This is a genomic window from Cryobacterium lyxosi, from assembly GCF_004403345.1.
In the GTDB taxonomy this organism is placed as follows: domain Bacteria; phylum Actinomycetota; class Actinomycetes; order Actinomycetales; family Microbacteriaceae; genus Cryobacterium; species Cryobacterium lyxosi.
Window position 1 is genome coordinate 30,753 of the sequence record NZ_SOGT01000002.1, and the last position, 14,880, is coordinate 45,632.

Annotated in this window: 13 protein-coding genes, 2 tRNA genes and 1 pseudogene; 8 read left to right on the forward strand and 8 right to left on the reverse strand. The window is 60.1% G+C overall.

Going from position 1 to position 14,880, the window contains the following annotated elements; all coding sequences use genetic code 11:
* The 3 genes from E3T27_RS01130 to E3T27_RS01140 all read left to right on the forward strand — a co-directional run bounded on the left by E3T27_RS01130 (position 1) and on the right by E3T27_RS01140 (position 3,178).
* On the forward strand, positions 1 to 1,449 hold the full coding sequence (locus tag E3T27_RS01130; protein WP_206750142.1) for a PH domain-containing protein: 1,449 nt from the start codon (positions 1 to 3) through the stop codon (positions 1,447 to 1,449).
* On the forward strand, positions 1,341 to 2,357 hold the full coding sequence (locus E3T27_RS01135) for an ATP-binding cassette domain-containing protein (protein ID WP_241992062.1): 1,017 nt from the start codon (positions 1,341 to 1,343) through the stop codon (positions 2,355 to 2,357). The genes E3T27_RS01130 and E3T27_RS01135 overlap by 109 nt, the downstream gene beginning before the upstream one ends.
* Before the next feature lie 98 nt (positions 2,358 to 2,455).
* Positions 2,456 to 3,178: a hypothetical protein gene (locus E3T27_RS01140; RefSeq protein WP_134571315.1), complete on the forward strand. Its 723-nt coding sequence runs from the start codon at positions 2,456 to 2,458 to the stop codon at positions 3,176 to 3,178.
* A 419-nt stretch (positions 3,179 to 3,597) separates the two neighbouring features.
* On the opposite strand, the pseudogene E3T27_RS01145 reads toward E3T27_RS01140, so the two are convergent.
* A pseudogene (locus E3T27_RS01145) lies at positions 3,598 to 4,179 on the reverse strand (recombinase family protein).
* Between the two features lie 398 nt (positions 4,180 to 4,577).
* On the opposite strand from E3T27_RS01145, the gene E3T27_RS17240 reads away from it, so the two are divergent.
* From E3T27_RS17240 to E3T27_RS01160, 4 genes are all read left to right on the forward strand, one after another.
* Positions 4,578 to 5,468 carry a sce7726 family protein gene (locus E3T27_RS17240; protein ID WP_420898027.1) on the forward strand — a complete coding sequence of 297 codons (891 nt, stop codon included), beginning with the start codon at positions 4,578 to 4,580 and terminating at the stop codon, positions 5,466 to 5,468.
* A gap of 7 nt (positions 5,469 to 5,475) precedes the next feature.
* On the forward strand, positions 5,476 to 6,408 hold the full coding sequence (locus tag E3T27_RS01150) for a sce7725 family protein (RefSeq protein ID WP_134571316.1): 933 nt from the start codon (positions 5,476 to 5,478) through the stop codon (positions 6,406 to 6,408).
* A 115-nt stretch (positions 6,409 to 6,523) separates the two neighbouring features.
* A complete protein-coding gene (locus E3T27_RS01155) occupies positions 6,524 to 7,432 on the forward strand; it encodes an RES family NAD+ phosphorylase (RefSeq protein WP_241992063.1) in 909 nt (302 codons plus the stop codon).
* 163 nt (positions 7,433 to 7,595) lie between these two features.
* Entirely contained in the window at positions 7,596 to 8,360 is a 765-nt protein-coding gene (locus E3T27_RS01160; RefSeq protein ID WP_134571317.1) for a hypothetical protein, read from the forward strand.
* Between the two features lie 435 nt (positions 8,361 to 8,795).
* On the opposite strand, the gene E3T27_RS17120 is transcribed toward E3T27_RS01160, so the two are convergent.
* Positions 8,796 to 9,008, reverse strand: coding sequence for an ATP-binding protein (locus tag E3T27_RS17120; RefSeq protein ID WP_277612380.1), 213 nt, complete (start codon positions 9,006 to 9,008; stop codon positions 8,796 to 8,798).
* A gap of 285 nt (positions 9,009 to 9,293) precedes the next feature.
* Positions 9,294 to 9,773, reverse strand: a complete 480-nt coding sequence (locus E3T27_RS17245; RefSeq protein WP_420898028.1) for a DUF4238 domain-containing protein — start codon at positions 9,771 to 9,773, stop codon at positions 9,294 to 9,296.
* A gap of 64 nt (positions 9,774 to 9,837) precedes the next feature.
* Between E3T27_RS17245 and E3T27_RS01170 the strand changes: the two genes are divergently transcribed.
* Positions 9,838 to 10,968 (forward strand): tyrosine-type recombinase/integrase, encoded by a 1,131-nt coding sequence (locus E3T27_RS01170; RefSeq protein WP_134571318.1) that lies wholly within the window; start codon positions 9,838 to 9,840, stop codon positions 10,966 to 10,968.
* 40 nt (positions 10,969 to 11,008) lie between these two features.
* Here the strand turns inward: E3T27_RS01170 and E3T27_RS01175 are convergent.
* The 5 genes from E3T27_RS01175 to serS all read right to left on the reverse strand — a co-directional run bounded on the left by E3T27_RS01175 (position 11,009) and on the right by serS (position 14,867).
* Positions 11,009 to 11,099: transfer RNA gene (locus tag E3T27_RS01175), tRNA-Ser, on the reverse strand.
* A 101-nt stretch (positions 11,100 to 11,200) separates the two neighbouring features.
* Positions 11,201 to 12,484 (reverse strand): LCP family protein, encoded by a 1,284-nt coding sequence (locus tag E3T27_RS01180; protein ID WP_134571319.1) that lies wholly within the window; start codon positions 12,482 to 12,484, stop codon positions 11,201 to 11,203.
* An 85-nt stretch (positions 12,485 to 12,569) separates the two neighbouring features.
* Positions 12,570 to 12,654, reverse strand: a tRNA-Ser gene (locus E3T27_RS01185).
* Positions 12,655 to 12,774: 120 nt separating this feature from the next.
* A complete protein-coding gene (locus E3T27_RS01190) occupies positions 12,775 to 13,590 on the reverse strand; it encodes an HAD family hydrolase (RefSeq protein WP_233200494.1) in 816 nt (271 codons plus the stop codon).
* A complete protein-coding gene (serS, locus tag E3T27_RS01195; RefSeq protein ID WP_134571320.1) occupies positions 13,587 to 14,867 on the reverse strand; it encodes a serine--tRNA ligase in 1,281 nt (426 codons plus the stop codon). The genes E3T27_RS01190 and serS overlap by 4 nt, the downstream gene beginning before the upstream one ends.
* Positions 14,868 to 14,880 lie beyond the last annotated feature (13 nt).

Sequence of the window (14,880 nt, forward strand, 5' to 3'; positions counted from 1 at the left end):
GTGCTTTCGACCAAGCTGCCGAACTCCTACGTGCTCGCCGCATACGTTCAAACGATTCCCCGAACGGCCGCACTCCTCCTATGCGGATTCGTGCTGTCCACTACTCCAGGAATATGGCCTGGAGTCTGGGTCTGGATTCTTGTCGGACCGCTTATCCTGGCCCACGTCGTCGCGCCCCTATATACGCGGGGAACCTATCACATCCTCGTCACACCCGACGAGGTTTCCATACGCACTGGCTTGTTCACCATTCATACGAGAACACTCGAATGGCAGTCGGTGAGCGCACTGGACGTAACTTCACCATGGGGATTGCGCCTATTCGGCCTGTCGCAGGTCACGCTCGGTCAAGCCGGAGACGGCGCGACGCGCTTCGAGTTCCCTGCCCTTGATGCAGCGACCTACGCGGAAGTCCGGCGCGCGTGGGATGCCGCAAAAGACCACGATCGTCTTCCTGCTATTGCGGCTGCGGAACTCTCGACCCACGAAGTCATCTATCGCTCGTCGATTGTGGATCTGCTCATCGCTAGCATCGTCTACGGACAGTTCGCGCTGGCAGGTGGTGCGCTCGCACTATCGGCATCTGACCTGCTCAACTCTGTCGGACTTAGTGCCGTCGCACAATCGGTAATTACCGTGTCGCCTGTCGTCTCCGCACTTGCCATCGCCGCCGTCGTCACAGCTGGCGGTCTCGTCGTCTCGGCGGTCCGGTTGCACGGCTTCATCGCGATCAAGAATCGCGAGGGCATCACCATTCGATATGGGTTGATCAACACCAAGGACCGCACCATTCATTCCGACGCAGTCTCTGGCGTCCTCCTAAAGCGCAACTTGGTCGAGAGCGTGATCGGGCGCGTTCGACTTTCGCTTCTCACCCGAGACTCGGCGACGGGGCTCGGGACAAACCTTATCCTTCCATCTCTGCCACACGCCATCGTCACCAGAGTCCTGACTGAGACGTTGATGCAAAATGCACCTACTCGCTACGCGCGGGTGTCAGGCGCGCAGGCCGCGACCTGTTCGCTCGTCTCGATGCTTCTCGTCGCAGTCCCGCCAATCGCCGTCGTCGTCTGGTCGCTATATGACCCCTCACTACCTCGCTACTTTCATCTCCTTTTTGGCGGCGCGCTCGCTGTCGTTCTCTACTCGATCGGCTGGCTGAGTACCGCGACGATTTCTCTCGCGCCGGACGGACGTGCATTCGCCGTGAGTTCTCCCTTCATTTCAGAGCGCGAATGGCATTTGGCGCCTTCCAGCATCCATGTGCTTTCAACGGTCACACTCGGCAGTACGCCACTTTTCTCCCGTCTTCACTACTACGCCGGAAAACCACGCTCGGCATGGTTCGCCCGTATTGGCATGACGGACTTGCATCGACTGGCCGCGAGCGCGAGCACGCGAGACGTCGCGCAGACTCAGCCCACAAAAAGAAACCTAGAGGCGAATTGATAGAAATCGTGAATGTAAGCAAGCATTTCGGAACGCGAGAGGTGCTCTCAGAGGTGAGCTTCACCGCGCGAGATGGGGAGGTTACGGGATTCGTCGGGCCGAATGGAGCGGGCAAGTCCACGCTTCTTAAAATCGTTGCCGGGACAATCATTCCAACCGCGGGCAGCGTCAAGATCGACGGCGGGAGGTACCGAGACGCCGTCCAACCCGGTGCTGTGTTAGGGGCATTCCTGTCGGCCGAGCTCGTTCCCGAACATCTGACCGCGTCGTCATATTTGGCATACATCTGCGACGTTCAAGGGCTTAGCCGCCGAAGCGTCAACGACGCACTCGAATTAGTCGGCCTGTCCGCTGCAAGGAAACAAAAGGTCCGAACCTTCTCTCTCGGAATGCGACAGCGGCTGGGCATCGCGTCGGTCGTCGTCGGCAACCCGCAGAATCTCATCCTCGACGAGCCCATCAACGGCCTCGATCCGGATGCCATCCTCTGGCTGCGCCACTTCGTCGCGAACGCCGCACAAAAGGGCAAGACCGTTCTGCTCTCGTCCCACCACATGGCCGAATTATCTATGGTCGCAGACAGCATCGTGCTCCTCAACGGCGGCCGTGTCACGCTTCAGGGAGCTCTTGAGGCATTCCTATCAGCTGATGCGAAACAGGTATATTTCGAGGCGTCGGATGTCACGGGAGCTGTAGCCGAATTGAACGCCTCAGGATTCCGTGCCACGCTCTTCGAATCGGGCGCGATCGTGACCGACGCAGAGGCTGGTGACGTCGGACGAGCCGTCTACCAGTCGGGGCGAGAGCTGGAACACTTGAGCGTAATCAAACAGACTCTCGAGGAGACGTACTTCAAGACGCTCAGCGCCGCTTCCGGCGCAGGCCAGAAAAACGAGGTTCAACAATGATTGACACGGCTGAACCGCAGAACATAACGACCGTCCCAGCGCAGTCTGTTTCCGTCGTTGCTCGGGCAGAGATCGGACGGCTAATCCGGCAAGGCGGGATGATTAGAGGGCTCATCGCAAGCGCTGTGGTCGGCATCGCCTCCGGAGCACTATCCATCTTGCTGCTCTCGTCCATCGCCGACGCAGCGGACTCTCAGGGCGTTTCGGTGACCGGCTCGCTTGAGGTCGCGGCGATCACGACCGCTCTAAGCGTCTCACTATGCATCTGCACCGCCGTCGGACGGGACATCTCGTCCGGCTTCTTGGAAACAATGGCCGTACTCGTTCCATCGCGCCGCCGACACCTCCTCGCTCGCTGGCTTGGTGTCAGCGCTGTGGTCGCGATGACTGCACTTGCGGCCACGGTTGTCACCTCAGTTCTGATCTTTGCCCGCGCCGGGTTCTCTGCGGAGGTGCTCGCGGTCGTCGTCGCCAGCCTGATTGTAGTGCCGTTGTGCACGGTACTATTCGGCTCGTTGGCATTCTTTATCGCGACTCTGACTCGACGTCCCCTGCTTTCGGTACTCGTACTTGTCGGTCTATATATCGTCTTCCCACTAGCCGCCGCCTTCCTGCAGGCCCCCCTTCCTGTCGCGCTGACGCCCGCGATCAACTGGCTTGTAGAAACGAGCCCCACGCTGCTGTTCCTCAAAGCGGTCGGAGTGTCAGCCGTTGAAGATGGCGGCATCTGGCCGATTTCATCGGGAGCGCTCGGACTGCTGGCCTGGGTAGGCACCTCGGCAGTCTTGGCCTCGTACGCTACCTTCCACCGAGAAAGATAGCGTCGCTATCTGACGGGTTGAGGGTTGCCGTGGTTCCTACGTGAAGTCGAAGTCAAGACCGGCAATCGGCGCTTTCGTTAGGGTCAATGCGTCGTCATTTGAACCCGACGTGTTTCCCGTGCCACACACGTGACCCGGCGACCCGTGACCTGATCGCAGGAGCTGCCCAGCGTCCCCCGGAATCTGGCCGGAATCGATTATGCACTCGAAGCGGCGAAGGTGTCCAGCACGAACTGGCCGTAAAGGGACAGTCCGCCGGAGCACAGCTGGAAACGCGCCATATTTCGAGGTTCCGGGCCGCGGCTGGAACCCACACTCCGGTATGCCCGCCCGAGAAGATGCCTGCGGGGAACATCTGGACAGAAAATCTACGTCGCTTCACGGTTTCATCATCCAAATTCCGACTTAGTACCCGACCTTCACGCTCCGAGTTGGGAGATCCTTAGATAGAGAATGGCGCGCGACATGCTCAGATCTCGAGCAACCTGGGTGGCGGATTCGCCGGCGTTGACTAGGCGACGGGCATTCAGGATCTGGCTTTCAGTGAATCGCGGGCGGCGCCCGCCAAGATCCTGCCCGGCAGCCCGGCGCTTGTTAACGCTGTCCACGATATGTTCGCGTTTGATGGCCAGCTCCATCTCGGCCAAAGCCGCCAAGACGGTGAACACCATGCTGCACATCGGCGCGCTCGTGTCCACGTCTCCCCCGCCCAGGTTCAGAACGCGAAGCGCGGCACCGCGCATGCGCAGTGAGTCCGCGAGATCCAGCATGTTGCTCGTCGACCGGCCCAACCGGTCAAGCGTCGTGACGACGAGGGTGTCACCCGCCTGCAATGCGTCCAGTGCCGCGTCGAATTCGGGCCGCCGCGCGCGACCTCCACTGACACCGTGATCGACATAGACGTCGTCGCGGCGAACGCCAGCAGCGAGCAGATCGCTGACCTGTCAATCCGTGGTCTGGCTCTTGGTCGAGACTCTCGCGTACCCAATCAGCTTCACCATTGACGCCTCCAGATGTCTCGCAACCATCCTTGCCTACCTGAATACTATTGACTGGAAAAGAAGACACGTTGCGAGACACACCGAGTCGCTCGTTGTCTTCGGACGACGATGGCTACACCACGGTCATAAACCGGGATATGGCATGCGATGCCCTAAAAAACTACGCCCGGCACTTCGATCTCGTCATACTGTCTCGCCGCCCACGGGTTGTGAGACGCGTGCTCAACCACCCTCGTGGCGATTGGCCATGGGCGCGGCCATCCAACCATGTCGGGATCGCCTTCCTCACACACGTGCATCGCCGCGCATAGCCTTTCCGCCGCATTCGTGGGGTAGCCTGCCCTTTAGAGTTTCAAGGTAGTCTTTACAAGTAATAGGCGGCCATCTTAGGAGAACCCATGAGGACCTCCCCGACGGTCGAAACAGCGGCACTGACCCGGGTGTTCTCACGAGGAGTCGTGCGGGAGCTGGGTGAGACCGGACAGTCACCACTGTTAGCCCGTTTGCTTCAGCAGTCAGGAATTCCTGATTCCCTTCCAGCAGATGCGAAATTGGCGGATGCATTTGATCTGGCGTTCTCGTCATTGCGCAGAATCGGTAATCGAGACGATTACGTCTATAGAGTCGCTGTGACTCAAAGGATCGCTCTCGGCCGCCACAACCTGCGGACTGCCACGATCGTAAATGAATTGCGTGCGAGAAAGTCTAAAGCCGATCTGGTTATCCTGAACGGGACGTCGACGGCATATGAAATCAAGTCAGAGCGAGACTCTTTTAGCCGACTCGCGGGGCAGATCGCCGACTACAGAGCAGTCTTCGCTAGCGTTTACGTGGTCACCAGTCCCATGCAGGCCTGCGCGGCCCTAAGCATTACTCCCAATGACGTGGGCGTTCTAGTATTGTCCTCAAGATTCCGACTTCAGGTCGAGCGTCAAGCGATTGATCAGCCAGAAAGGGTCGATCCACTCTCGATTCTCGACACGCTTCGCGTACAAGAAGCCATCGACGTAGCAAGTGATGCAGGGATCGATTTTCCTAACGTGCCAAATACACAGCGGTGGCACGTACTTCGGGAAATTTTCGCGAGCCTCGGCTCAAGGACAGTTCACGATGCGACGGTTCGAGTCCTACGGACTTCGAGGTCACGAGCCGAGTTGGAACCATACCTGAAAGAGCTGCCGTTGTCATTGCGTGCGGCCGCATTGGCTACCGACCTATCCGTCACTGCAAGACAGAACTTGACCGCAGCGGCGTGGCTCCCGCTCCGTACCGCCCTTGCCTGGAGTTAGGAGCAACATGTACTATCCGTTCTTTCGAGGGAAGCAGTTTGAGCTTCTTGCAATACGTGAATCGGCCGAAGTGATCTCTAACGCAGGCTTTATCCCGATAATTGAGCCCGTCCGCGAAGTCCTAAGCAGCCTAGACCGCGCGTTGCGAGAGCTCGTGTCGCGGGGGGCATCAGCAGCAGTCATCGTCAACCCCCGCTTGGGCGATCACCGGCACGACGGGGACGGGCTCGCTGCTTATTTAGAGGAAAGTTTTGGAGATAACGATGCTGTTCTCCCGGCCTTGCTCCTCACTAACCTTATGACGGTTGAGGACGCCATGAGAGCGATCTCGCCTTACGAAGATCGACCGTTGATGCTTGTCCACGCGGGATTTACAGATGGCAAAGGTCTTGCGGCCCAACTGACGGCGACTCAGCTGACGCATGTATTTTTGGATGCTCGCAACACTCTCTATCGTCGACCTTTTATAGGCGGCCACCGCATCTTGATCGAGGACGGTTTCGAGCGCAAGAAGAACGCTGATTACTCCCTCGTCGACCGATTCTCGGACCTTCACATAACCTATAGCGAGCTCGGTGCAAACGGTTACGGGGACTTTCTGACTGTCGGTGACTATTACGCGGAAGGTGGTGGACCCGCTTACGCAGTTGCTATCCACCTAACGTATATCGACACGGACCAAGACGATGCCATGTTTGTTTATCATTTTATTTCCGACTCGAACGACACACCAGTCGATCCGGCAGGCAAGTTTTCCCAGGCCCTCTCCAAGCTGATTGCACAGCTGGATAGCGCAGGGTCGTGTATTGAAGATACTTCGGCTGTCCAAGAGTTCCGCGAACTGCACGCGCGCGGCCATTTCCCTGGCCTCGGATACGTAAAAAAACTCTCCATCAAGCACCATCTAGAGACCCTCGCTGCTTTTCAATCCCCTGGCTGAGCGACGGTGCTGCGCCGCGTGTTTCGGTGATATTCAGATTCGTAACGAATACATCCCTCAGTGCGATCCTGTTCGGGCGACCTGCGGCTACTGCGGCGCTCCAAATGCGGAAAGCGTGCTTCCGGAACGCCTCGCACAGTGGTTCGAGGCGCTCATGGCCTCCTACGAAATCGTCGATGACGGGGAGTCAATCATCAAGTTGCTAACTGATGAGTGGAACTTCTTCGACGGCTCAGGATTGAAGCCAGCCAGCGCAAAGGAATTACTCGCTGACGTATTAGACGATGGCGAGCTGGTGAGAAAGTCATTCGCCCCGATTCAATACTCGGCGGGTGGGAATCTCCGTCGCTGGGAAGACCTGCGTGATGAGATGATGCACCGCAACCGTTGGTTCCTTGATGACCCAATGGATATGGATCGAATAGCCGAACTCCTCGGCCAGCTGATCGCAAGTTCAAAATCATTCGATCAGTCGACCTGGTACCGGGCGCGACTAATGAGCAGTGACGATCCATATCCGCTCAGCGAGATGAATGCACCTCCTCGGCATCTTGCTGGCCACGGACGAGCAAATCCTGCCGGAATTCCGTATCTTTACCTCGGCTCTACGCCAACGACGGCTGTCGCTGAATTGCGACCTCATACGGGGGAAAAAGCGTGCATTGCGGAGTTTGAATTGCCGGAGCTGAAGTTTGCCGATCTAAGGAATCCGCGAAAGCTAACGTCCCCTTTAGTCGGAGACGAGTCCGAAATTATTCGGCTGCGCGCCGACCTCCCCCTGCTAGAACGACTCGCCGACGAGCTCACCCGTCCTGTCCACCCGCGGGGCGCGCCCTATGAGTACATTCCCACTCAATACCTTTGCGAGTTCATCAAGTCGTGCGGATTCGACGGAGTCGTCTACCGCAGTTCCGTCAGCAGTGACAACGGGATCAATTTGGCCCTGTTCAACCCAGAAGCATTCGAAGCGTTGCGCGTCAGTCAGGTTTTAGTCGAGCGAGTAAGCGTTCAAATTGGCAAGTAGCTCGCCGTCGCTCTGCCCCCACCTTGGACTTCGCAGGTTGCACTACCCAACGGGTCAAAAGCTCCTTGGATTGAGTTGGGCCATCGCCGGGAGCCGAACGTACTCGGCCAGAGGGGAGGAGCCGACCATCCGTCTTGTCGTTCTCTCGTGACACAATCACGTTATGAGTTCCGAGCGATTCCTCCCCTTAGCGCTCAAGCACCTCGCGCTCATCGCCTCACTCGCGGCAGTCGCCCTTGCAGTCTTGCGTGTGTTCTTCTTTTCTGGGTTTAGCGTTCCCGTTGGCCTCGCGGTCTTGGGCGTTGCTGATCGCACTTCAATTCTCGCCTCCACCCTGCTACTCGTTGCGGTCGCATTCGTTCCGGCGTTTATGGGCTTGGAACAACCTCGAGCATGGGTCTTGGCGGGAAATGCAGATGGCGCGGCTCTTGCCGTTAAGTTTCGAACGGCTTTAATCTGGCTCCCACTCTCTCTTTTCATCATGAGTGTCGCTCCGGTGTTAGTATTCGCCGGAGTCTTGCTGGGCACCATCCTTGGCCATCTTCTTAGTCGTTGGTTGCGACGCGCGAAGAAGCAGGATCAGGCTCAGCGACGGGCACAAGCTGTGGCCAGGCGAGCTGGATGGGCTTGGGCAACGGTCACGGGTTTGCTCCTGACTCTCGTGCTCCAGCAGCCTTGGACGCCGGTCGAACGCATTCAGCTGTCAGGCTCGAGCACTGATTTTGTGGGCTACGTGGTGGGCGAACAACTCCAGTTCACCCTTTTACTAGACCAGAAAAAGAGACCGGAATGGACCGAGTCCGAAGACATTCTCAGGCGCGAGATCTGTATTCCGGGCTCTAGGAATTGGACCTCAATGACAGTCGTCGAATTGCTGAAATCTTCTGCTGGGCTGCGGCTGCCGACGTGCCCATCTGATGCACCCTAGGACCTGAGTGCTAAGGACCATAAGGATCTGCCCAATGGCGGCCACGGCAAATTCCCGCTGGTGGCTATGAAAACTGCCCGCTCATGGCCGACAGATCTGCCCACCAGGAGTTCGGCGGCGTTGGCCATTCTTGGAGCGAGTGTTAGCTCATAGGTGTCACGCCTTGCCCGGCTAGGGCCTCCGTGAGGTGGATCGATTCGCCCGACGCCTGAGACGTAAGCGTGGTGCAGGAGCACGTCGACGGTCGCTCTGGCGAGGGTTTTGGGCATGAGCTCGTCGAATCCGGCAGGATACAGATTCGACAAGACGGCGATAGTCCAGTTTTCATCGGCTGCGTCAATGAGGCGATAGGGTCCTTCGGCCGCGTCCGTCCCGACGGCGAGCAGCCCGATGTCACGATCACGATGAGGTCGGAGCGGAGGATGCGCGGACGACTCAGGTGATGCTGTCGTCCGCGCGGTGGGCGCGCATGAGCGCACCGAGGTCCTCGAGGCGGAACCACGCCACGCGCATGCCGGCCTCGACGACTTGCTGGTCGAGGGCTTCGAAGAAGAACGTTTTTCCGGTGCCGGAGTGCCCGTAAAAGACAAGGTTCTCTTTCCGGCTGATCTGGGCCGCTGTCGTTAGCTGGCCACTGCGGCGCTTCATCGCCAGGGCCTGACGTTGTCTACGGTCGGAACGCCCTGACCGACAGTGTCTCGCGCAGGATCTCTGGGAGCTCGGTGTCATCGACCGTGCCGCCAAGAAGTAAGGGTACGAATCGGGATAGGGCGTCGAAGCCGCCTTCCAGCGAAACCTCCGCAATGGGGGTGTGTAAGGGAGATGTTCCCCTCACCGCGTGAGGTCGCCACCTGGCGGCGGCCGCACCCGGTGTTGGCGGCTCGGTGGCATCGTCTCGGAGGACCTTGGGGCGACCTGTTGTGATGAGAACTATCAGCGCCACCAGCGGTGAACAGGACGAATGGGTGCCCCCGGCTCATTTCGCCAGCGTCGGCCAACAATCAGTTCATGCAGCTCCTTTCCGTCACCACCCTTCGAAACGACTCGCCGTTCGCCTGCCGGAGGCAGCGGAGGCACGTGCAACTTGCTCGTCAAGGTCATGCTTGGTCGTTCGAAGGCGTACCGGAACGCATTTCCGAGAATCGCTTGATTGAGGTCAAGAACCTCCGCAACAGTTAGCTCCTCAGATGCGTCCAAAAGAACTGGGACATCATGCCGGAACATTGCAAGAACAGCTGTCGGGGCTAAAGGCAGAACGATTATCGGAGCGTTGGCCGCTCCGAAGCTACCTGTATCTGCTCCGAGATAAGTGTCGAGGGCGACCACCGGCTCGTCGCACGTCACTAGCCTTGCAGGAGTGCGGTAGACGACCAGCTTTCGACTGGCTAGATACGGGATCAACGATGACGCCATACTCGCCGAGTGGGCGGGAGGAGAGTGGATCCAGCACAATCACTGACGATCCCGAGGTGAGGTCATGGGCAGCATCTACTCGTATCTGACGAAGGCCGGTAAGCGCTACCGAGTCGTTTATCGCAAGCCGGACCACGATCAAGCACAGAAACGCGGCTTTACGACGAAACGGGATGCCGCGCTCTTTCTCTCAACGGTCGAAGTCACCAAGGCGAACGGCGATTTCATCGAGGCCTCGGCTGGTCGATTGACCATTGCGACATTGGGTGCTCAATGGCTCCACCACCAGTCACATCTCAAGCCCTCCAGCCTTCGCCCGGTTGAAATCGCGTGGCGCCTCTACGTGAAGCCAGCTTGGGGCACCCGAACTGTGGGCGAAATTCGTCACAGTGACGTTCAGTCGTGGGTGACTGAACTTACCGCGGTAAAGGGCGCGACGACTGTCCTCCGCGCCTACGGCGTCCTCGCTTCCACCCTTGACGTTGCCGTCAAGGACAAGCGAATCACCTCGAATCCGGCGCGCGGCGTGAACCTGCCTCGCAAGATTGCCAAGGAGCACACCTACCTGTCACACAGACAGGTCGCAGCGCTGGCGACCGCCTCCGGCGACCGTGCAACTCTCGTTCTCATAATGGCGTATTGCGGCCTCCGCTGGGGCGAAGCCATCGGGCTTCAGGTCAAGGACATCGACTTTCTCAAACGCAGAATCAACGTCAATCGCAACGCTGTTGAGGTCGGTTCGCAGATAGAGGTCGGAACTCCGAAGTCCTACAAAGTGCGCTCGGTGCCCTTCCCCGCGTTCCTGGTCCCCGGACTGAGTGACGAATGTCGCGACAAGCCGGCAACGGCACTCGTCTTCGCCGATCGATTCGGAAACCACCTCAAACGCACCCGGGTAAGCCTGGGCACGCGGAGCTGGTTTCTGACGGCACTTACGACGGCAGGCATACCACGGATGACAATTCACGACCTCCGCCACACGGCCGCAAGTCTCGCTGTGAGCGTCGGCGCCAACGTCAAAGCGGTGCAACGGATGCTCGGTCATGCCTCCGCAGCGATGACCCTCGACACCTACGCGGACCTCTTCGATGACGACCTGGACGCCGTTGCAGACCGTTTGAATCAGGCCGCTATTTTTTCAAATGTTGCCAAAATGTTGCCAAAACAGAATTTTGGGGCAAAGAAAAACCCCTGACTCCCAGTGTTTATATGGGATTCAGGGGTTCGCATGGCTGCGGAGACGGTGGGATTTGAACCCACGGTACCCCGTAAAGGGTACTCCACCTTAGCAGGGTGGTGCACTAAGCCGAACTATGCGACGTCTCCTTGGCATCTGCTTGCGCAAACACACTCCCTCATCTTAGCCGTACCACGGGTATCCACTCTCACCATGACGACCGGGTCAGAAAAACGGATGCCGCGCCCGGCTACTGGTTCTCGAGCGTACGTCCCCTGGTGCAGGTATAGTCGCCGGCGGTCTGGCCGGTCACCGACTCCGATAGGACGACTCCGGGGGCTTCCGTGGCCACCGGCGCATCGGTCGCGGCTGGAACATCGGTCGCGATGGGGTCTGTGGTCGCAGCCGGGGCGGGAGCGGCTTCGACGGGAGCGTTGGGGTCGGCGACGGTGCCGCGGCCGGTGGTTCCGCTCAGCGCGAGGGGTTGATCGGCAGCAACCGCCTCGAATAGGTTGTCGAAAGATGGCTGGACGGCCTTGACCCCTCCGGTCGTGCTGCCGGTCGGCACCTGCGCGAAGACGACCTGGTCGAGGTCGATGTCTTTCAGTGCCACGGCGATCGACGCGAGGGTTGTCACGCTGTTGAGACTGTCGGAAAGCCGCATATTGCCTGTCACCGCCTTGGCCAAGGCGTACACCTTGGCTGGGTCCGAGAGGGTGTCAGCGCTCTTGATCGTGCGCACCAGCGAGGACATGAACAACTGCTGGTTGTTGATGCGGGTCAAGTCACCGCCGTCGCCGACGCCGTGGCGGGTGCGCAGAAACTGGAGTGCGTCGTAGCCGGCGAGCATGTGCTCGCCCGGGTCGAGGAACGTTCCCGTATATTCGTCTTCGATGCGGCTGGCCACGCAGACCGGCACGCCACCGACGGCGGAGGACATGGCCATGACTCCGCTGAACTGCACCTCGGCGGCGAACGGGATGGAGAGGCCGGTGAGCTTTTCAACGGTCAGCACCGTGCAGGCGAGCCCGCCGTAGGTGAGCGTGGTGTTGATCTTCTGGCTGCTCATGGCGCCGAAGGAGCCGCCCTCGGGGTCGGGGCAGGAGGGGATGGAGACGAACATGTCACGGGGAAAGCTGATGACCGACGCGTTGCTGTGATCTTCGGAGATGTGCAGCAGCATCGTCACGTCGTTGAGATCGCCGGTGGAGTCTTCCGGACCGAAGGCTGCGTCCTGCCCGACACGGCTGTCACTGCCGACGATGAGCATGTTCACGCCACCGTCGATGGCGCCGATCGATGGGACCGGACCGTTGGTCTCATTGGCAAGGTGCACGCTCGGCTGCACGCTCGCTGCAACGTCATAAGCTGCGATCGCGCCGACCGAAAAGCCGCTGACCAGGACGACGGCCAGGCTGCCGGCAAGAAACTTCGCGACCGTGACGGCAGCATTCGACTTCTTCAGGCGGCCGTGACGCGCAACGGTTTTGAGGTTCTGCGAACCGTTCGAGCGGGGGCGAAGTTGGTCGCTCACTCATGTCCTCTCATCGGGTTGCTGGCCGGACCGAACTGAAGCGACAGTCGCTGTACGCCGGTGGTTGTGCATTTCACAGGTGCTGCGGAGGGCGTGGGATTCGAACCCACGAGACATTTCTGCCCACCAGTTTTCAAGACTGGCTCCATCGGCCGCTCGGACAGCCCTCCCGGTTGCCCGTGCCCCCACGCAAAATGCAACGTAGAAACAATTGGGCGAACTGGCCCGATTCTAGCCGATGGCAGACTGCTCAGGCTGACAGAGCCGGCTGAAAAACGACTGGATGCCCGTCAGAGCGTGCGCAACACCGTAGCGAGGCCATCGATGGCCACGTTGCCGGTGACCTCCGATCCGGCGGCAAGAACGTCATCGGGTGACTCCCCCATGGCCACACCGCGACCGAATTCGCCGGCCCATTGCAGCATGTCGATGTCGTTGCGACCATCCCCGACGGCCATTACCCGGTCGCGGGGGACACCAACAGACACCCGCACCCGCTCCATCGCCGTGGACTTATTGACACCGTCGGGAGCGATGTCGAGCCAGGCAGTCCACCCGATGGCGTAGCTGACCCGGTTCAGCCCCATGCGCTCGACCACCTGGAGAAAATCCTCCATGTCGTGGTCGGGGGAGATGACGACCACGCGGGTTGCCTGGTGCTTCAGAAGCTCATCGAAATCGACCCGTTCGCTGTCCATGCCGATCGTGGCATCGGGGATCGGCTCGGTATAGCGGTAGAAGCCGTGCTCGTCTTCGACGGCGAACCGCGCCGACCCGAGGTGCGCCCGAATCGATATGAGCACGTCGCTGGGGTCGAAGGTTTCGACCCATTCACGGCGGTAGCCCATGGGCGCTGAGGCGTCGCGGTGCATGGTGATGGCGCCGTTGGAGCAGACGACGTAGCGCGGTGAGATGCCGAGTCGGTCGAGCACCGGCAGGGCTGCGGCGGCGGAACGCCCGGTGGCCAGCATGACCTCGTGTCCAGCGGCGGTGAGCCGGGCGACCTCGTCGATCACGGCCTGGCTGATCGAGCCGTCTTCGTGCATCGTGGTCCCGTCGATGTCGAGGGCGACGAGCCATCGCTCGGTCATGGACACCGCGGTCACTTCGTTCCTTTCACGGGGAGCGGCGTGAGTACCTCGAGGCCACCGAGGTAGGGCTGCAGCGCGCTCGGAACGAGCACCGAACCATCCGCTTGCTGGTGCGTTTCGAGCATGGCCACGAGCCAGCGAGTGGTCGCCAGCGTACCGTTCAGGGTGGCGACCGGCGTGGTCTTGCCCGATTCGGTTCGATAGCGGATGTCCAACCGGCGCGCCTGGTAGGTGGTGCAGTTGCTCGTGCTGGTGAGCTCGCGGTATGCATTCTGGGTGGGAACCCATGCCTCGATGTCGAACTTGCGGGCCGCGCTCGAGCCGAGGTCACCGGCAGCGACGTCGATGACCCGGTAGCTGAGGCCGAGCGACTGCAGCATGCCCTCCTGCAAGGCGACGAGGCGATCGTGCTCGGCCTCGGCGTTCTCGGGCAGAACGTAGGTGAACATTTCGAGTTTGTTGAACTGGTGCACGCGAATGATGCCACGGGTGTCTTTTCCGCCCGAGCCGGCCTCACGGCGGTAGCAGGTGGACCAGCCGGCATACCGTAGTGGCTCTTCGGAGAGGTCGAGGATCTCGTCTTTGTGGTACCCGGCGAGCGCGACCTCGCTCGTGCCGGTGAGGTAGAGGTCGTCGGCGGGCAGGTAGTAGACCTCATCATTGTGTTCGCCGAGAAAGCCGGTGCCGTCCATGATCTCGGGTCGCACCAGGGTGGGGGTGATGAGCGGCACGAAGCCGGCTTCGAGCGCCCGGTCGAGCGCCATGTTCATGAGGGCGATCTCGAGCCGGGCGCCGATGCCCTTCAAGAAATAGAAGCGGGTTCCGGAGACCTTGGCGCCGCGGGCCATGTCGATGGCCCCGAGCAGTTCGCCGAGCTCAAGGTGGTCGCGCGGCTCAAAGTCGAAAATCGGGGCTTCACCGTGGGTGCGCAGGGTCGCGAAGTTTTCTTCGGCGCCGACCGGTACGCCGTCGATGATCGGGTTCGCGATGGTCTTGACGACCGCGGTGAAGCGGGCGTCGGCCTCGCCGGCGATGACTCCAGCAGCCTTCACCTCGGCGGCGAGGCTTTGCGCTTCTGCAACGAGGGCTTTTTTCTCAGCGCCAGGCGCCGCAGCTACCCGCTTGCCGAACAGGTTTTGCGCGGCGCGCAGGTCTTCGAACGCCGTGATCGTTGACCGCCGTTCCGCGTCGGCAGCAAGCGCGGCATCGACCGCCTCAACGGAGTCGCCACGGGCCTCCTGCGAACGCTTGAAGAGGTCAGGGTTTTCGCGTAACAGCACCGGATCAATCACCCGGCCAGTCTAC

Bases quoted from the DNA above. Each gene is read 5' to 3' on its own strand.
- E3T27_RS01135 (WP_241992062.1), top strand. From the start codon at position 1,341: ATGGTTCGCCCGTATTGGCATGACGGACTTGCATCGACTGGCCGCGAG.
- E3T27_RS01140 (WP_134571315.1), top strand. From the start codon at position 2,456: ATGATTAGAGGGCTCATCGCAAGCGCTGTGGTCGGCATCGCCTCCGGA.
- E3T27_RS17240 (WP_420898027.1), top strand. From the start codon at position 4,578: ATGAGGACCTCCCCGACGGTCGAAACAGCGGCACTGACCCGGGTGTTC.
- E3T27_RS01150 (WP_134571316.1), top strand. From the start codon at position 5,476: ATGTACTATCCGTTCTTTCGAGGGAAGCAGTTTGAGCTTCTTGCAATA.
- E3T27_RS01160 (WP_134571317.1), top strand. From the start codon at position 7,596: ATGAGTTCCGAGCGATTCCTCCCCTTAGCGCTCAAGCACCTCGCGCTC.
- E3T27_RS17120 (WP_277612380.1), bottom strand. From the start codon at position 9,008: ATGAAGCGCCGCAGTGGCCAGCTAACGACAGCGGCCCAGATCAGCCGG.
- E3T27_RS17245 (WP_420898028.1), bottom strand. From the start codon at position 9,773: ATGGCGTCATCGTTGATCCCGTATCTAGCCAGTCGAAAGCTGGTCGTC.
- E3T27_RS01170 (WP_134571318.1), top strand. From the start codon at position 9,838: ATGGGCAGCATCTACTCGTATCTGACGAAGGCCGGTAAGCGCTACCGA.